The organism is Serratia sp. Ae19-1, from assembly GCF_059801225.1.
Genome location: NZ_JBCHWD010000002.1, coordinates 869,288 through 888,362 on the forward strand (window position 1 = coordinate 869,288; position 19,075 = coordinate 888,362).

13 protein-coding genes are annotated in these 19,075 nt (G+C 60.6%); 10 read left to right on the top strand and 3 right to left on the bottom strand.

Annotated features, from left to right (window positions below; translation table 11 throughout):
• Positions 1-176: 176 nt before the first annotated feature.
• Positions 177-695: a GNAT family N-acetyltransferase gene (locus AAIE04_RS09400; RefSeq protein WP_498576839.1), complete on the bottom strand. Its 519-nt coding sequence runs from the start codon at positions 693-695 to the stop codon at positions 177-179.
• 391 nt (positions 696-1,086) lie between these two features.
• Between AAIE04_RS09400 and AAIE04_RS09405 the strand changes: the two genes are divergently transcribed.
• The 4 genes from AAIE04_RS09405 (at position 1,087) to gntK (ending at position 5,342) form a co-directional block, all read left to right on the top strand.
• The gene (locus AAIE04_RS09405) at positions 1,087-1,782 is read left to right on the top strand and encodes a pirin family protein (RefSeq protein ID WP_019455191.1); all 696 of its coding nucleotides are present in this window, start codon (positions 1,087-1,089) and stop codon (positions 1,780-1,782) included.
• A 292-nt stretch (positions 1,783-2,074) separates the two neighbouring features.
• Positions 2,075-3,070, top strand: coding sequence for a gluconate operon transcriptional repressor GntR (gntR, locus tag AAIE04_RS09410; protein ID WP_154747648.1), 996 nt, complete (start codon positions 2,075-2,077; stop codon positions 3,068-3,070).
• Between the two features lie 340 nt (positions 3,071-3,410).
• Entirely contained in the window at positions 3,411-4,727 is a 1,317-nt protein-coding gene (gntT, locus tag AAIE04_RS09415; RefSeq protein WP_016930400.1) for a gluconate transporter, read from the top strand.
• Positions 4,728-4,814: 87 nt separating this feature from the next.
• Positions 4,815-5,342, top strand: a complete 528-nt coding sequence (gene gntK, locus AAIE04_RS09420) for a gluconokinase (protein WP_025159893.1) — start codon at positions 4,815-4,817, stop codon at positions 5,340-5,342.
• A 30-nt stretch (positions 5,343-5,372) separates the two neighbouring features.
• Here gntK and AAIE04_RS09425 read toward each other — a convergent pair whose 3' ends face one another.
• Positions 5,373-5,966: a YhgN family NAAT transporter gene (locus AAIE04_RS09425; RefSeq protein WP_025159894.1), complete on the bottom strand. Its 594-nt coding sequence runs from the start codon at positions 5,964-5,966 to the stop codon at positions 5,373-5,375.
• 192 nt (positions 5,967-6,158) lie between these two features.
• Here AAIE04_RS09425 and asd point away from each other — a divergent pair, with 192 nt between their 5' ends.
• The 6 genes from asd to glgP all read left to right on the top strand — a co-directional run bounded on the left by asd (position 6,159) and on the right by glgP (position 17,319).
• Entirely contained in the window at positions 6,159-7,262 is a 1,104-nt protein-coding gene (gene asd, locus AAIE04_RS09430; protein ID WP_063918383.1) for an aspartate-semialdehyde dehydrogenase, read from the top strand.
• Between the two features lie 443 nt (positions 7,263-7,705).
• Complete coding sequence (glgB, locus tag AAIE04_RS09435) at positions 7,706-9,892, top strand: 1,4-alpha-glucan branching enzyme (RefSeq protein ID WP_498576840.1); 2,187 nt, start codon at positions 7,706-7,708, stop codon at positions 9,890-9,892.
• Entirely contained in the window at positions 9,889-11,871 is a 1,983-nt protein-coding gene (gene glgX, locus AAIE04_RS09440) for a glycogen debranching protein GlgX (RefSeq protein WP_197668269.1), read from the top strand. Before glgB ends, glgX begins: the two co-directional genes overlap by 4 nt.
• 15 nt (positions 11,872-11,886) lie before the next feature.
• Entirely contained in the window at positions 11,887-13,164 is a 1,278-nt protein-coding gene (glgC, locus tag AAIE04_RS09445; RefSeq protein ID WP_019455185.1) for a glucose-1-phosphate adenylyltransferase, read from the top strand.
• Between the two features lie 135 nt (positions 13,165-13,299).
• Positions 13,300-14,730, top strand: a complete 1,431-nt coding sequence (gene glgA / locus AAIE04_RS09450; RefSeq protein WP_197668270.1) for a glycogen synthase GlgA — start codon at positions 13,300-13,302, stop codon at positions 14,728-14,730.
• A gap of 141 nt (positions 14,731-14,871) precedes the next feature.
• On the top strand, positions 14,872-17,319 hold the full coding sequence (glgP, locus tag AAIE04_RS09455; RefSeq protein ID WP_025159897.1) for a glycogen phosphorylase: 2,448 nt from the start codon (positions 14,872-14,874) through the stop codon (positions 17,317-17,319).
• 57 nt (positions 17,320-17,376) lie between these two features.
• On the opposite strand, the gene glpD is transcribed toward glgP, so the two are convergent.
• Positions 17,377-18,885 (bottom strand): glycerol-3-phosphate dehydrogenase, encoded by a 1,509-nt coding sequence (gene glpD / locus AAIE04_RS09460; protein WP_498576841.1) that lies wholly within the window; start codon positions 18,883-18,885, stop codon positions 17,377-17,379.
• Positions 18,886-19,075: the final 190 nt, after the last annotated feature.

Sequence of the window (19,075 nt, forward strand, 5' to 3'; positions counted from 1 at the left end):
CTCAGGGCTGTCTCATCTCGATACGGTGCGTGTTTGCCGGAAGGAAGGCTAACAGGATGAAAAGGTAGCATAATCGCCGCATTGCGCACTATCGGCACACTCTCACAAGAAGATGTCGCCCGTTACGGGCGACGCGATGAGGCGTAGCGTATCTTTCGTGCGGGCGCTCGTCGGCGTCAAGACTGCGCTGCGCTAACTGCGCCCCTGCGAAAACGCGCCATATGGTAGGCGTCGACCAGCACGCCGTCGCGCATGGCGAAGGCGCGGCTGGTGCCCTCTATCTCGAAACCGAATTTGCGGTACAGCCCGATGGCCGCCGGGTTGTCGGTGAACACCGTGAGTTCGATGCGCTCGATGGCCGCCCAGTTGTCGCACAGGTCGATCATCGCCTGCATCAGACGGCTGCCGACGCCTTTGCCGTGGTAGCGCGGATCGACGCCGATGCCGAAGGTGGCCACGTGGCGGCGGCGCACGCGCTGATTCAGCATCACCACCAACTGGCCGGCAAGCTGCCCGTCGATGATGGCCGCCAAGTTATGCGTGCCCGGTTCGGGATTGGCGAGGCGTTTCTGCCAAGACTCGACGGACGGTAGCGGGAGCTGCAGCGTATCGCGATAGACGGGCGTCTGAGAATAAAGATGATGCAGGGCTTGTGCATCGGTTGTTTCCACGTGGCGTATCACGATCTCGCTCATGTCGCTGCTCCTGTCGCTTACCGGTTGAATAACCTCTGAATTTATCCGTTTACTGCCTTGAGTCAATATTATTTCAATGGGTCAAAAAAAACGCTTTACAGGTGCGAATGATAATGATTATTATTGCGATGCGTTCCGGGGAGGGCATCAACCCTTGATACTCTCACTGCGAAGGCACGACATTGCTCACATTGCTTCCAGTGTTTACTTAGCCAGCTCGGGTGCTGGCTTTTTTTTTTGCCCTTTTTTCAGCCGCTTCCGCCTTCAACAAATCCGCTGCCCTTCCGCTGTTTCATTCCATCGAAATTTTTGAACAGGGGCATGAGTTTTTTACGCTTTCTTATTCTGCTGGCAGGACTAGACTGTAAAAAAACATTGAGGAGAGTTGAATATGATTTATGTACGTAAAGCGGAAGACCGCGGCCACGCCAATCATGGCTGGCTGGATAGCTGGCACACCTTCTCATTTGCCGACTACTACGATCCGAACTTTATGGGGTTCTCGGCGCTGCGGGTGATCAACGAAGACATGATCGACGCAGGGCAGGGTTTCGGTACTCACCCGCATAAAGACATGGAAATCCTGACCTACGTGCTGAGCGGCACGGTGGAACATCAGGACAGCATGGGCAATAAGGAGCAGATCCAGGCCGGCGAATTCCAGATCATGAGTGCGGGCACCGGGGTGCGTCACTCAGAGTACAACGCCAACCAGGATCGCCCGCTGCATCTGTACCAGATTTGGATCATTCCGGATCAGGTCGGGCTGGAGCCGCGCTACGAGCAGCGCATGTTCGACGCGCCGCAAGGTCGTCAGCTGGTGCTGTCGCCGGATGCGCGCGACGGTTCGCTGAAGGTGTTCCAGGATATGACGCTGTCGCGTTGGGCGCTGAATAAAGGCGAACAGGCGGAATACGCGATCGACGCCGGCCGCCGCATTTGGATCCAGGTGGTGCGCGGCAAGGTCTCGGTCAACGGCCAGGCCGCCGGCATCAGCGATGCATTTGCGGTTTGGGATGAATCAACGCTGTCGATTCAGGCCGACGAAGAGAGCGAAATCCTGCTGTTCGATCTGCCGCCGGTGTGATTTAGCGGTAAATATCAAGGGTTCACGATGTGAGCCCTTGAGGTTAATGACACGTCTGACGATGTTGCCTGACTTGACGCCGGCAGCATATAAAAACAAGGAAAATCAATTTATTGATTTTCGGCTAATTATCACAAAGGGGGAAAAACCACGCTTTTTCCCCCTTTGTCAGCGTATGAAGGGCTCACGATGTGAGCCCTTTTTGCGTTGGCAGTCGCATAACCGACAATATCGGCCCGCCGTTTTTTTTGCTAAAATGGCTGCCCATTCACGGTTAGTCAGTTCATTGATAATGAAGAAAAAACGGCCGGTACTCCAGGATGTGGCGGACAAGGTGGGCGTGACCAAGATGACGGTGAGCCGTTATCTGCGCAATCCCGACCAGGTTTCCGCTGCCCTGCAGCAAAAAATCGCCGTCGCGCTGGATGAGCTGGGTTACATCCCCAACCGCGCGCCGGACATTCTCTCCAACGCCACCAGCCGGGCGATTGGCGTGCTGTTGCCGTCGCTGACCAACCAGGTGTTCGCCGAAGTGCTGCGCGGCATCGAAAGCGTGACCGACGCGCACAACTACCAGACCATGCTGGCGCACTACGGCTATCTGCCTGAGCGCGAAGAAGAGCGTCTGACCTCGCTGCTTTCTTACAATATCGACGGCCTGATCCTGTCCGAGCGCCATCACACGGCGCGCACCCTGAAAATGATCGAGGTGGCGGGCATTCCGGTGGTGGAGCTGATGGACTGCGTTTCGCCGTGCATCGATCTGGCGGTGGGCTTCAACAACTTCGAAGCGGCGCGCCAGATGACCCAGCAGATCATCGCGCACGGCCACCGCCACGTGGTCTATTTCGGCGCCCGTCAGGATGAGCGTACGATCATCAAACAGCAGGGGTATGAGCAGGCGATGCGTGAATCCGGCCTGGAGCCGTACAGCATCATGACCGCCCGCTCTTCTTCCTATTCCGCCGGCGGCGAGCTGCTGCGCCAGGCGCAGCGCGACCACCCGCAGATCGACAGTATCTTCTGCACCAACGATGACCTGGCGATCGGCGCGGCCTTCGAGTGCCAGCGGCAAGGGCTGTCGATCCCGCAGGACATGGCGATCGCCGGTTTCCACGGCCATGACATCGGCCAGGTGATGGTGCCGAAACTGGCCAGCGTGCTGACGCCGCGCGAACGCATGGGCCAGATCGGCGCCGAGCGTCTGCTGGCCCGGCTGCGCGGCGAAACGGTGTGCCCGCGCATGGTGGACGTCGGTTTCACCGTGATCCCCGGCGGCAGCATCTGAGCCATTTTAACGCTCTGTTTTAACTCTCTTTCTTTTTGCAGCGCGCCCTGAGGCGCGCTGGTTATCCCGCCTGTAAGCCCGCTGCTCGTTGCCGGCATAAGTTTGATCTCTGTCCCAGAACGCGAATTTTAGCCGTTTACCCGGTTCCGAGGATTATGTTGTTACCGGTATCATGATACCGGTAACAATGAGCGTGCGGTCACCTTGCTGCAAGACTGAACCTCTGACTTAACAACACCTACAGCTCTTCTTAAACACCGGGAAAGAGCCTAAAAATAAAACAACCGCACGCTTTACGCCTATCGTAAAGAGAGTCGCGATAAAAGGTTGGAGAAAAATTATGCCATTAGTGATTGTTGCAGGCGGCGTAGCGCTGCTGCTGCTGCTGATGATCCGCTTCAAGCTGAACGGCTTTATCTCTCTGGTTCTGGTTGCTCTGGCGGTCGGGATTGCACAGGGTATGCCGGTCGATAAGGTCATCGGTTCCATCAAGGCCGGTGTGGGCGGCACGCTGGGCAGCCTGGCGCTGATCATGGGCTTCGGCGCCATGCTCGGCAAGCTGCTGGCGGACTGCGGCGGCGCGCAGCGCATCGCCACCACGCTGATCGACAAGTTCGGCAGAAAACACATTCAATGGGCGGTGGTGCTGACCGGTTTCACCGTCGGCTTCGCGCTGTTCTACGAAGTGGGCTTCGTGCTGTTGCTGCCGCTGGTATTCACCATCGCCGCCTCTGCACGCATTCCGCTGCTGTACGTCGGCGTGCCGATGGCCGCCGCGCTGTCGGTGACCCACGGTTTCCTGCCGCCGCACCCGGGCCCGACGGCCATCGCCACCATCTTCCATGCCGACATGGGTAAAACCCTGCTGTACGGCACGCTGCTGGCGATCCCGACGGTTATTCTGGCCGGCCCGGTCTATGCCCGCTTCCTGAAAGGCATCGACAAACCGGTACCGGAAGGCCTGTACAACCCGAAAACCTTTACCGATGCGGAGATGCCGAGCTTTGGCGTCAGCGTCGCCACGTCGCTGGTGCCGGTGATCCTGATGGCGCTGCGCGCGGTCGCTGAAATGGTGCTGCCGAAGGGCCATAGCCTGCTGCGCTTCGCCGAGTTCTTCGGCGACCCGGTGATGGCGACCCTGATCGCCGTACTGATCGCCATCTTTACCTTTGGCCTGAACCGTGGTCGCACCATGGATGAAGTGATGGGCACCATCACCGACTCGATTAAAATCATCGCCATGATGCTGTTGATCATCGGCGGCGGCGGCGCCTTCAAACAGGTGCTGGTGGACAGCGGCGTCGAACAGTACATCGCCGGCCTGATGGAAGGCAGCAACGTTTCGCCGATTCTGATGGCCTGGTCGATCGCCGCTGCGCTGCGTCTGGCATTGGGTTCCGCCACCGTGGCGGCGATCACCGCCGGTGGCATCGTGGCGCCGCTTATCGCCACTACCGGCGTCAGCCCTGAGCTGATGGTGATTGCGGTCGGTTCCGGCAGCGTCATCTTCTCGCACGTTAACGATCCGGGCTTCTGGCTGTTCAAGGAGTATTTCAATCTGAGCATCATGGAAACCATCAAATCCTGGTCGGTGCTGGAAACCATCATCTCGGTGTGCGGCCTGGTGGGCTGCCTGCTGCTGGCGACGGTTGTATAATCTTTATCCGGCGCCCTGCGGGGCGTCGGCGTTTATCAGTTGGGACGCGTTTGGCGCGCTCGCGCCAGTTCCCATAAGGGCATGATTATGAGTAATCCGCAGCATCACGTATTTGTTTTGATGGGCGTTTCCGGCAGCGGCAAGTCCGCCGTGGCCAGCGCCGTCGCTCACGAGGCCAACGCCGCCATGCTGGATGGCGACTACCTGCACCCGCGCGCCAACATCATCAAAATGTCCTCCGGGCATGCGTTGGACGACAACGATCGCGCACCGTGGCTGGCGGCCCTGAACGACGCCATCTTCGCCATGCAGCGCACCAACGACGTATCGCTGCTGGTGTGCTCGGCGCTGAAGAAAAGCTATCGCGATCGCCTGCGCGACGGCAATCTCAACCTGCATTTCCTGTATCTGAAAGGCGATCAGTCGGTGATTGAGGAGCGTCTGAAGCAACGCAAGGGCCATTTCTTCAAGCCGCAGATGTTGATTTCCCAGTTCGCCACGCTGGAAGAGCCGGGCGAGCAGGAGCCGGATGTGCAAGCGATCGACATCAACCAGCCGCTGGACGGCGTGGTCGCCGATACGCTCGCCTATATTCGCCGCGTTACCGCCCGCTAAGCGCGGGCCGTTGTCGGCGCCGCCTGGCGCCTACAGCTTCATGTAAGCCCGCACGCCATCCAGGAACATCTGGGTCGACAGCATCACCAGAATCAGCCCCATCAACCGCTCCAGCGCGCTGACGCCCTTGCTGCCCAGCAGGCGCAGGAACAGGTTCGACATCAGCAAAATAGCCGCGGAGAGGCCCCAGGCGATCAACAGCGCCGCCACCAGATGCGGCAGCTGATGCGGATACTGGTGCGACAGCAGCATCAGCGCCGCCAGAATCGATGGCCCGGCTACCAGTGGGATCGCCAGCGGCACCAGGAACGGCTCCTCGCCGGCGGACAGCCCGGAGCTGTTCCCCTCCTGCGAGGGGAAAATCATCTTGATGGCGATCAGAAACAGGATGATGCCGCCGGAAATGGAGACGGTTTCAGTACGCAGGTTGAGGAACGCCAGAATTTTCTCGCCGGCGAACAGGAAGATCAGCATCAGCAACAGGGCGATCAGCAGCTCGCGGATCAGCACCACCCGGCGGCGGCGCGGCTCCAGGTGCTTGAGCACCGACATGAAAATCGGCAGATTGCCCAGCGGATCCATAATTAAAAACAGCAATACCGTAGCGGAAATCATCTCTGTCATGGTGACCTCGTGATCGGGAAAACGCCTCGGCCTTTTCGGCCGCGTCCTTGCCTATAAGAAGGATTGCTGAGAAATCCTCAGCCATCGAATAAATTCACTTTGCGCCCGCGCCGACATTTTGTAAGGTGAGGAGATATTGCACACAACTCGTTATCACCTAATAAGCCCTTATCCGGGCGGGACACAGATATTATGAAAAACGTTGGTTTCATCGGTTGGCGCGGAATGGTTGGCTCGGTTCTCATGCAGCGCATGACGGAAGAGCGCGATTTCGACGCCATTCGCCCGGTCTTTTTCTCCACCTCGCAGCACGGTTCCGCCGCGCCGGCCTTCGGCGGCCAGCAGGGCACGCTGCAGGATGCGTATGACGTCGACGCGCTGAGCGCGCTCGATATCATTATTACCTGTCAGGGCGGCGATTATACCAACGAAGTTTATCCTAAGCTGCGCGCCAGCGGTTGGCAGGGTTACTGGATCGACGCGGCCTCTTCGCTGCGCATGCAGGACGATGCCATCATTATCCTGGATCCGGTCAACCACGCGGTGATTCAGCAGGGCCTGGACAAAGGCATCAAAACCTTCGTCGGCGGCAACTGCACCGTCAGCCTGATGCTGATGTCGCTCGGCGGCCTGTTCGCCAACGATCTGGTGGAGTGGGCGTCGGTCGCCACCTACCAGGCGGCCTCCGGCGGCGGCGCGCGCCACATGCGCGAATTGCTGACCCAAATGGGCATGCTGCACGCCGACGTGGCGAAAGAGCTGCAGGACCCGGCCTCCGCGATTCTGGATATCGAACGCAAGGTGACCGAGGCCACCCGCAGCGGCAAACTGCCGACCGATAATTTCGGTGTGCCGTTGGCCGGCAGCCTGATCCCGTGGATCGACAAGCAGCTCGACAACGGCCAAAGCCGCGAAGAGTGGAAAGGCCAGGCGGAAACCAACAAAATTCTGAACACCGGCAGCGTGATCCCGGTCGATGGCCTGTGCGTGCGCGTCGGCGCGCTGCGCTGCCACAGCCAGGCGTTCACCCTGAAGTTGAAAAAGGACGTGTCGCTGCCGGAAATCGAGCAGATGCTGGCGACGCACAACGACTGGGTGCGCGTGATCCCGAACGATCGCGAGCTGACCATGCGCGAACTGACGCCTGCGGCGGTCACCGGCACGTTGAATACGCCGGTCGGTCGTCTGCGCAAGCTGAATATGGGGCCGGAGTACCTGTCGGCGTTTACCGTGGGCGACCAGCTGCTGTGGGGCGCGGCTGAGCCGCTGCGTCGCATGCTGCGCATCCTGCTGTAAACCTGCACTTCCCGGGGGCTGACCGCGTTCGGCCCCCTAAAGCCTCATTTTCCGCTTTTTTGTTCGCCACGCCCCACGTCGGGCAAGGTCATCGCAAGCCCTGCTTCCATGGGCTGCACCCCGCATCTCTCCTCGTCGGCCGCCGCAGGCACGTGCTATCGGGCTGGCAGTTTTCTTAATGAAGAATTTTCCTGAGCAATGCTGAGCAGTTTTTAACAGACATTGGCTATGCTTAACGCATTGGCGAGCAATTTTTCACCATGACTGAAATATTTCAAAAAATAAGCATAAAGAGCGAAATTCAGGTCGGCAGAGTAAAGATTGGTCAATAACCGACCGCAATCACGCTTTAGATACCGAATGCATTGCATGATGACCAAAACGGCCAAGGATTAACCAACAAGCCGTGCTTAGATCATGCTGTTAATCTAAGGAAGAAGACTATGCCTGTACTTCCCGATCGTGACGTGATTGATCAGATCATCGCCGGCCATTACGCCGATCCCTTCGCTCTGCTTGGCATGCATGCGACCGATAACGGTCTGCAGGTGCGGGCGCTGCTGCCGGACGCTAGCGAAGTCTGGCTGGTGGAGCAGCAAACCGGCCGGCGGCTGGCGCAGCTGAACTGCGACGATCCGCGCGGTTTCTTCAGCGCCGTGGTGCCGCGGCGCAAAAATCCTTTCCGCTATCAGCTGCAGGTCAGCTGGCCCGATCATCAACAGATCGTCGACGATCCTTACCGGTTCGGCCCGCTGCTGCAGGACATCGACAGCTGGCTGCTGGCCGAGGGCACGCACCTGCGTCCTTACGAACGCTTGGGCGCCCATCTTGTTACTCTGGATGGCGTCGACGGCGTCAGCTTTGCGGTCTGGGCGCCCAACGCCCAGCGCGTCTCAGTAGTGGGTGAATTCAACTTCTGGGACGGCCGTCGCCATCCGATGCGTCTGCGGCGCGAGAACGGCATCTGGGAACTGTTCTTGCCCGGCGTACGGGCCGGCCAGCTGTACAAATATGAAATCGTCGATTGCTACGGCAACACCCAGCTGAAAGCCGATCCTTACGCCTTCGAGGCGCAGATGCGCCCGGACACCGCGTCGCTGGTGGCGCCGCTGCCGGAGGTGGTGCCGTCGACGCAGGCGCGCCGCCGCGCCAACGATTTTGACCAGCCGATCGCCATCTACGAGGTACATCTCGGCTCATGGCGCCGTCACACCGACAACCACTTCTGGCTCAGCTACGGCGAGCTGGCGGTGCAGCTTATCGACTACGTGAAGGACATGGGGTTCACCCATATCGAGCTGCTGCCGGTCAACGAGCATCCATTCGACGGCAGCTGGGGCTATCAGCCGCTGGGGCTGTATGCGCCGACCCGGCGCTTCGGCACGCCGGCCGACTTCAGGGCGTTTGTGGCGGCGGCGCACCAGGCGGGCATCAACGTGATCCTCGACTGGGTGCCTGGGCACTTCCCCAGCGACGCCTACGGCCTGGCGAATTTCGACGGCACCGCGCTGTACGAATACGCCGATCCGCGCGAAGGCTTCCATCAGGACTGGAATACGCTGATCTACAACTACGGCCGCCACGAGGTGCGCAACTACCTGGCGGGCAACGCGCTGTATTGGCTGGAGCGCTTCGGTATCGACGCGCTGCGGGTCGATGCGGTGGCGTCGATGATCTATCGCGACTACAGCCGCGCCGACGGCGAGTGGGTGCCGAATTATTACGGCGGCAACGAGAACCTGGAGGCGATTGCCTTCCTGCGTTACACCAATCAGACCCTCGGCAAGGCGCAGCCGGGGGCGGTGACCCTGGCAGAGGAATCCACCGACTATCCCGGCGTCACCTTGCCGCCGGACGCCAACGGCCTGGGGTTCCACTACAAATGGAACCTCGGCTGGATGCACGACACGCTCAATTACATGAAGTGCGATCCGGTACACCGCAAGTATCACCACAACCAGATGACCTTCGGCATGCTGTACGCCTATACCGAGAACTTCGTGCTGCCGATATCGCACGATGAAGTGGTGCACGGTAAAAAATCGATCCTCGACCGTATGCCGGGCGATGCCTGGCAGAAGTTCGCCAACCTGCGCGCCTATTACGGTTTTATGTGGGCGCATCCGGGTAAAAAGCTGCTGTTTATGGGCTGCGAATTCGCGCAGGGGCGCGAGTGGAATTTCGATACCAGCCTAGACTGGCATTTATTGGAAGGGCTGGATAACTGGCATAACGGCGTGCAGCGGCTGGTGCGCGATCTGAACCACTGCTACCGGCAGCAGGCGCCGCTGTATGAGCGCGACTACTTCCCGGATGGCTTCGAGTGGCTGGTGGTCGACGATCACGACAACTCGGTGTTCGCCTTTGCGCGCTACGACTCGCAGGGCAATGAGCTGATCGCCATCAGCAACTTTACCCCGGTGCCGCGCTATCGCTACCGCATCGGCATTTCCCGCGCCGGTGACTATCGCGAGATCCTCAATACCGATTCGCACCACTATCACGGCAGCAACGCCGGCAATCAGGGGCGGGTCTCTTCCGAAACGGTCGGCAGCCATGGGCGCGATTTCTCTATCAGCGTGACGTTGCCGCCATTGTCGACCATATATCTGCTGCGGGAGGCGCCATGACCGAGCTGACGGCTGGCCTCGCCGCGCCGCTGGGCGCGCATTACGACGGCGAAGGCATCAATTTTACCCTGTACTCGGCGCATGCCGAGCGGGTGGAGCTGTGCCTGTTCGACGGCCAGCAGCGCGAAGTGCGCCTGCCGCTGCCGGCGCGTAGCGGCGACATCTGGCATGGCTATCTGCCGGGCGGCAAACCGGGGCAGCGTTATGGCTACCGGGTCTATGGCCCGTTTGACCCGGCGAACGGGCAGCGTTTCAACCCCAACAAGCTGGCGCTCGATCCGGCCGCACGCGCGGTGGAAGGGCCGGTGGCGGACCACCCGCACCTGCACGGCGGTTACGAGCAGCCGGATCCGCACGACAGCGCCGAGCTGATGCCGAAATGCGTGGTGGTGGACGAACAGTATGACTGGCAGGACGACCGCCCGCCCGCCACGCCCTGGGGTCAGACGGTGATTTACGAGGCGCATGTGCGCGGCCTGACCCTGCTGCACCCGAAAATCCCGCCGGCGCTGCGCGGCAGCTTTGCCGCGCTGGGGCATCCGGTGATGATCGCCCACTTCAAACGCCTCGGCATCACCGCGCTGGAACTGTTGCCGGTGCAACAGCATACCTCCGAACCGCGTCTGCAGCGGCTGGGGCTGATCAACTACTGGGGCTATAACGTGCTGGCGCCCTATGCGCCGGACAACCGCTACGCCAGCCTGAGCACCGACGGCACGCCGCTGAACGAATTGCGCGATGCGGTCAAGGCGCTGCACAAAGCCGGCATCGAGGTGATCCTCGACGTGGTGTTCAACCACAGCGCCGAGCTGGACAGGGATGGGCCGATGCTGTCGCTGAGCGGCATCGATAATCAGGGCTACTACTGGCTGACGCCCGAAGGGGACTACGTCAACGACACCGGCTGCGGCAACACCCTGCGGTTGGATCAGCCGCAGGGCGTGGCCTGGGTGATGGATTGCCTGCATTTTTGGGTGCGCGAGTGTCACATTGACGGCTTCCGCTTCGATCTGGGCAGCGTGCTGGGCCGCACCCCGGGGTTCGATCGCGATGCGCCGCTGTTTCAGGCGATGCTGGCGGACGACCTGCTGTCGCGCTGCAAGCTGATCGCCGAACCCTGGGATGTTGGCCCCGGCGGTTATCAGGTGGGGGCGTTTCCCGGGCGTTTCGCCGAATGGAACGACCATTACCGCGATGACATGCGCCGCTTCTGGCTGCAGAACGGCGTATCGCTCGGCCAATTCGCCCGGCGTTTTGCCGCTTCCAGCGATCTGTACGATCAGCGCGGGCGAGCGCCTTACGCCACCGTCAACATGCTGACCGCCCATGACGGTTTTACTCTGCAAGACGTGGTCAGCTTCAACGAGAAACACAACCAGCTGAACGGCGAAGGCAACCGCGACGGCAGCGATCGCAATTTCAGCAACAACCACGGCGTGGAAGGCCTGGTCGCCGATGACGCCATTGTGCAACGCCGCAGGGCCAGCCAGCGGGCGATGCTCGCCACGCTGTTGTTGTCCCAGGGCACGCCGATGCTGCTGGCCGGCGATGAACAGGGACACAGCCAGCAGGGGAACAACAACGCCTATTGTCAGGACAACGCCACCACCTGGCTCGATTGGGCCACGGCGGACGATGCGCTGACCGATTACGTCGCGGCGCTGATCGCGCTGCGCCGCCAGATCCCCGCTCTGCAGCAGGACTGCTGGTGGCGGCAGGATGACGGCTGCGTGCAGTGGCTGAACGCGCAAGGCCAGCCGCTCGACGCGCAGCAGTGGGAGCAGGGCGAGCTGCTCATGCAGATCCTGCTGTCGCAGCGTTGGTTGGTGCTGGTCAACGCCACGCCGCAAACGACGGAGATGAGGCTGCCGGAAGGCGATTGGCAGGTTGTCGCCCCGTTCACTCAGGAAGACTCACGGGCGGTATTACCCGCCTGGCACCAGGCCGCGCGCTCGGTTTGCGTACTGGTACAGAAATAATAAAAGGAGTCCGCTATGGTTAGGTTTGAAAATAAAGACCCCCTGATGTTGGCGCGCCAGCTGCCGATTAAATCCGTAGCGCTGATCCTGGCCGGCGGCCGCGGCTCACGTCTGAAAGATTTGACCTCCACCCGCGCCAAGCCCGCCGTCCACTTTGGCGGCAAGTTCCGCATCATCGATTTCGCCTTGTCGAACTGCCTGAACTCCGGCATTCGCCGCATCGGCGTGATCACGCAATACCAGTCGCACACGCTGGTGCAGCACATTCAGCGCGGCTGGTCGTTCCTTAACGAGGAGATGAATGAGTTCGTCGATCTGCTGCCGGCTCAGCAGCGCCTCAGCACCGAACATTGGTACAAGGGCACCGCCGACGCGGTGTACCAGAACCTGGACATCATTCGCCGTTATGAAGCCGAATACGTGGTGATCCTGGCGGGCGATCACATCTACAAGATGGATTACTCGCGCATGCTGATCGATCACGTCGAGAAGGGCGCTCAGTGCACCGTGGCCTGCCTGCCGGTGCCGCGCAGCGAAGCCAGCGAATTCGGCGTGATGAAGGTGGATGAAAGCGACCGCATCATCGAGTTTCTGGAAAAGCCCGCCGATCCGCCGGCGATGCCGGGCAACCCGGATATGTCGCTGGCCAGCATGGGCATCTATATTTTTAATGCCGCCTATCTGTTCCAACTGCTGGAAGAGGATATGTCGACCCCCGGTTCCAGCCACGATTTCGGCAAGGATCTGATCCCGAAAATCACCGCGCAGCAGGCGGCGTGGGCGCATCCGTTTACCTTGTCCTGCGTGACGTCCAACCCCGACCTGCCGCCTTACTGGCGCGACGTGGGTACGCTGGACGCCTACTGGCGCGCTAACCTCGATCTGGCGTCGGTGACGCCGGAGCTGGACATGTATGACCGCGCCTGGCCGATCCGCACCCACATGGAGCCGCTGCCACCGGCCAAGTTCGTGCAGGATCGTTCCGGCAGCCACGGCATGACCATGAACTCGCTGGTGTCCGGCGGCTGCATCGTGTCCGGATCGGTGGTGGTGCATTCGGTGCTGTTCCCGCGTGTGCGAGTGAACTCGTTCTGCACCATCGACTCTACCGTATTGTTGCCGGACGTGAACGTCGGCCGTTCCTGCCGCCTGCGGCGCTGCATCATCGACCGCGCCTGCCATATTCCGGAAGGCATGGTGATCGGGGAAAACGCCGATGAGGACAGCAAGCGTTTTTATCGCTCGGAAGGCGGCATCGTGCTGGTGACGCGCGAAATGTTGTCAAAATTGTGAGTTAACGTGGGTGGCGGAACGATAGCCTGCCACCCGATGAACGGTTCGATGGCTTGCGCAACGCGGCACGCATAACAGCGGCAAGCCTGCTTTATTTCTTATCCAGAGGCCTTCGGCCGACTTTCAGGAGTGATAATGCAGGTCTTACACGTATGTTCTGAAATGTTCCCCCTGCTGAAAACAGGGGGGCTCGCAGACGTGGTTGGCGCACTGCCGGCGGCGCAAATCGCCGAAGGCGCCGATGTTCGGGTGCTATTGCCCGCTTTCCCTGACGTACGCAACGGCATTCCGGACACCGTGCTGGTGGCGGAAATCGACTCGTTCGCCGGCCGCGTTGGCCTGCGCTACGGCACCTACCATGGCGTGGGCATTTATCTGATCGACGCGCCCTGGCTGTATGACCGGCCGGGCAGCCCGTACCACGATCAATCCATGTACGCCTACCCCGACAACCACCGCCGCTTTGCGTTGCTGGGGTGGATGGCCTGCGAGCTGGCCAAGGGGCTGGACCGCTACTGGCGCCCGCAGCTGGTGCATGCCCATGACTGGCACGCCGGCCTGAGCTGCGCCTATCTGGCCGCCAACGGCCATCCGGCACGCTCGGTGTTCACGGTGCATAACCTGGCCTATCAGGGCCTGTTCTCCGCCCATCACATGACCGAACTGTGGCTGCCGGCGTCGTTTTACGACGTCTACGGCCTGGAGTTCTACGGCCAGATGTCGTTCCTCAAGGCCGGGCTGTTTTATGCCGACCACGTGACCGCCGTCAGCCCGACCTATGCGCGCGAAATCACCCGGCCGGAGTTCGGCTACGGCATGGAGGGGCTGCTGCAGGAGCGGCAGCGGCAGGGCAGGTTGAGCGGTATCCTCAATGGCGTCGACGACAAGATTTGGCATCCGGCCCACGATCCGCGGCTGACCGCCCGCTATGACGCCGACGATCTGAAAAGCAAGGTCAAAAACAAGCTGCATCTGCAAAAGACCATGGGGCTGAAGGTGGACGAATCGCTGCCGGTATTCGCGGTGGTGAGCCGTTTGACCAGCCAGAAAGGCCTGGACCTGGTGTTGCAGGCGTTGCCCGAACTGCTGGCGCAGGGCGGGCAGCTGGCGCTGCTTGGCGCCGGCGACGCGGTGCTGCAACAGGCGTTTCTGGCCGCCGCCGCCGACTATCCTGAACAGGTTGGCGTGCAGATTGGTTACCACGAATCCTTCTCCCACCGCATCATCGGCGGCGCCGACGTGATTCTGGTGCCGAGCCGCTTCGAGCCCTGTGGGCTGACGCAGCTCTACGGCCTGAAATACGGCACGCTGCCGCTGGTGCGCCGCACCGGCGGGCTGGCGGACACGGTGGTGGACTGCGCGCTGGAAAACCTGGCCGACGGCACCGCCAGCGGATTCGTGTTCGACGATTGCGACGCCGTCGCGCTCGGCAATGCCATTCGCCGCGCCATGGTGCTGTGGAGCCGGCCGAAACATTGGCGCCACGTTCAGCGTCACGCCATGAGCGTGGACTTCGGCTGGCCGGTGGCGGCGAAAGAGTATCTGTCGCTTTATCAACGCTTGTAGCCCGCGTTTCGCGTCTCGGGTTGACGCGCGGCGGGCAGCCGTTTGGGTTGATTGTCGGGGCGCGGTGTGCCGCGTCCATGTTCAGCGGGGCCAGCTATTCCGCGGCGGATGGCTGGGCTCCCTACAAGGGATTAAAAAGCCATGACTTCACCGTTTAGTTACACCTCACCTACGGTCAGTGTGGAAGCGCTGAAACACTCCATCGCCTATAAGCTGATGTTTATCGTCGGCAAGGATCCGGCCATCGCCAACCGGCACGACTGGCTGAACGCCGTGCTGTTCGCGGTGCGCGATCGCATGGTGGAGCGCTGGCTGCGCTCCAACCGCGCCCAGCTGTCGCAAGACGTGCGGCAGGTGTATTACCTGTCGATGGAGTTCCTGATCGGCCGCACCCTGTCGAACGCGCTGCTGTCGATGGGCATCTATCAGGACATCGACAACGCGCTGAACGAAATGGGCCTGAGTTTGGCGGAACTGCTGGAAGAAGAGAACGACCCCGGCCTCGGCAACGGCGGTCTGGGGCGCCTGGCGGCCTGCTTCCTCGATTCGCTGGCGACGCTGGCGCTGCCGGGGCGCGGCTATGGCATTCGCTACGAGTACGGCATGTTCAAGCAAAACATCGTCAACGGCCAGCAGATGGAATCGCCCGACTACTGGCTGGAATACGGCAATCCGTGGGAGTTTCCGCGCCACAACACCCGCTACAAGGTGCGCTTCGGCGGCCGCGTGCAGCAGGAGGGCGCCAAGGCGCGCTGGTTGGAGACCGAAGAGATCGTGGCCATCGCCTACGATCAGGTAATCCCCGGTTTCGACACCGACGCCACCAACACCCTGCGGCTGTGGAGCGCGCAGGCCAGTAACGAGATCAACCTCGGCAAATTCAACCAGGGCGACTACTTCGCGGCGGTGGAAGATAAAAACCACTCGGAAAACGTGTCGCGCGTGTTGTATCCGGACGACTCGACCTCTTCCGGGCGAGAGCTGCGGCTGCGGCAGGAGTATTTCCTGGTGTCGGCCACGGTGCAGGATATTCTCAACCGCCATTGGCTGATGCACAAAACCTTCGACAACCTAGCGGACAAGATCGCCATTCACCTCAACGACACCCACCCGGTGCTGTCGATTCCCGAGCTGATGCACCGGCTGATCGACGAACACAAATTCCAGTGGCTCGACGCCTGGGAAGTGGTGGAGCAGGTGTTCTCTTACACCAACCACACGTTGATGAGCGAGGCGCTGGAGACCTGGCCGGTGGATATGCTGGGCCGCATCCTGCCGCGCCATCTGCAGCTGATTTTCGAAATCAACGATCACTTCCTCAAGATGGTGCAGGAGGTGGCGCCGGGCGACAACGATCTGCTGGCGCGCGTCTCGATCATCGACGAAACCAACGGCCGCCGGGTGCGCATGGCGTGGCTGGCGGTAGTGGCCAGCCATAAGGTCAACGGCGTTTCCGCACTGCATTCCGAACTGATGGTGCAGTCGCTGTTCGCCGACTTCGCCCGGCTGTTCCCCAATCGTTTCTGCAACAAAACCAACGGGGTGACGCCGCGCCGTTGGCTGGCGCTGGCCAACCCACCGCTGGCGGCGGTGCTGGACGACTGCATCGGCCATAATTGGCGCACCGATCTCAGCCAACTGAGCGAGATCAAAGCCAACATCGATTACCCGAGCTTCCTGCAGGCGGTGCAGCGGGCCAAGCGGCAGAACAAGGAGCGGTTGGCGCTGCATATCGCCAAAACGCTCAACGTGGTGGTCAATCCGGATGCGCTGTTCGACGTGCAGATCAAGCGTATCCACGAGTACAAACGCCAGTTGCTCAACGTGCTGCACGTCATCACGCTGTATAACCGTTTGCTGGACGATCCGGAAATCGAGCGCGTGCCGCGGGTGGTGATCTTCGCCGGTAAGGCTGCCTCGGCCTACTATGCCGCCAAACAAATTATCCGCTTGATCAACGACGTGGCCAAAGTGATCAACAACGATCCGCGCGTGCATACCCAGCTGAAGGTGGTGTTCATTCCGAACTACGGCGTCAGCCTGGCGCAGATCATCATTCCGGCGGCGGATCTGTCGGAACAGATCTCGCTGGCGGGCACCGAAGCCTCGGGCACCAGCAACATGAAGTTCGCGCTGAACGGCGCGCTGACCATCGGTACGCTGGACGGCGCCAACGTCGAGATGCGCGAGCACGTGGGGGAGGAGAACATCTTTATCTTCGGCAATACCGCCGAGCAGGTCGAGGAACTGCGCCGCAACGGTTACAACCCGCGCCAGTACTATGAGCAAGACCCAGAGCTGCATCAGGCGCTAACACAGATCGCCACCGGCGTGTTCAGCCCGGAGGAGCCGAAACGCTATGGCAATTTGTTCGACTCATTGGTGAACCTCGGCGACCACTATCAGCTGTTGGCGGATTACCGCAGCTATGTGGACACGCAGGACAAGGTGGACGAGGTGTATCTCAATCAGGACGAGTGGACGCGGCGTGCGGTGCTGAATATCGCCAATATGGGCTACTTCTCATCCGATCGCACCATTCAGGAGTATGCGGATGAAATCTGGCACATTCAGCCGGTGAAACTGTAAAGCGTGAGAGCAAAAGAAAAGGGCCGGATAACCGGCCCTTTTTTGTGACACTGCGGCTCAGGAAGCCAGAGACAGCGCTTTCGTTTTCGCGTGTTCCGCCAGCCAGGCTTTCACGCGCGCCTGCTGCGCCTCGTCCAGCCACATGCCCAGCTTGGTGCGGCGCCAGATAGCGTCGTCCAGTTCTACGACCCACTCTTTCTCGGTCAGGTAACGCAGCTCGGCTTCATACAGACCGTGGCCGAAATCTTCGCCCAGATCGGTGAGGCCATTAGCGCCGGCCAGGATCAGCTCGCTCTGGCTGCCGTAGGTGCGGGCATAGCGACGCGCCAGGGCTTCCGGCAGCCAGCCGTGCGCGCGGCGCAGTTTGGCCGCGTAGCTGTCGCGGTCGCCGTCGATGTCACCGCCCGGCAGCGTGGCGTTTTTGGTCCACGCCGGGCCGCAGCCTGGGTAGTAATGCGCCAGTTTTTCCATCGCATGTTCGGCCAGCTTGCGGTAGGTGGTCAGCTTGCCGCCGAAGACCGACAGCAGCGGTGCCTTGCCTTGTTCGTCGTGCACGTCCAGCGTGTAATCGCGGGTGATCGCCTGCGGTGAGTCGGATTCGTCATCGCACAGCGGACGCACGCCGGAATAGGTCCAGACGATGTCGTCGCGGCTCAGCTGCTTCTTGAAGTGGTCGTTGTACACTTTCAGCAGATAAGCGATTTCGTTCTCGTCGATCTTCACGTCTTTCGGATCGCCTTTGTACTCCACGTCGGTGGTGCCGATGATGGAGAACTCGTCATTCCACGGGATCACGAACACGATGCGGTGGTCTTCGTTCTGCAGAATGTAAGACTGCGGCTGATCGTGCACGCGCGGCACCACGATGTGGCTGCCTTTGATCAGGCGGATGCCGTAAGGCGATTTCAGCTTCAGGCCGTCGTCGAAGAAGTTTTTCACCCACGGGCCGGTGGCGTTCACCAGGCCTTTGGCGCGCCAGGTGAAGGTTTTGCCGCTGTCGATATCGACCGCTTCCACCATCCACAGGCCGTTTTCACGCCATGCGCGGGTCACTTTGGTGCGGGTGCGCACTTCACCGCCGCGTTTTTCCACTTCCTGCGCGTTCAGCACCACCAGGCGAGCATCGTCAACCCAGCAGTCGGAATATTCGAAACCGCGCTTCAGTTCAGGCTTCAGTACCGACTCTGGTCCAAAGCGCAAGCCCTTGCTGCCCGGCAGGCTGGTGCGTTTGCCCAGGTGATCGTACAGGAACAGGCCGATGCGGATCATCCAGGCCGGACGCAGGTGCGGCTGGTGCGGCAGGCGGAAACGCATCGGGAACGCGATGTGCGGCGCCAGCTTCAGCAGCACTTCACGCTCGGCCAGCGCTTCGCTCACCAGACGGAATTCGTAGTGTTCCAGGTAGCGCAGGCCACCGTGGATCAGTTTGGAACTGGCGGAAGACGTAGCACAGGCCAAGTCTTGCGCTTCCAGTAGCAGTACCGACAGCCCGCGCCCGGCAGCATCCGCCGCGATGCCGGCACCGTTGATGCCGCCACCGATAACGATCAAGTCTTTGGTTTCCACGTCATCTTCCTCCAGATGTTCGAAATAGCTCTTTCATGTTCGTTTTCGCTCATGATTGTAATCAAAAACCAACAAGCAAGCCAAGAGTTAACCAAACAAAAACATTTAGGCGTGATAGAGGTAACAGTTTGGTGATGATAGTCACATAATTGATGTGGATATGGCGCGGGCGCGCAGGCGGCGCTGGGCA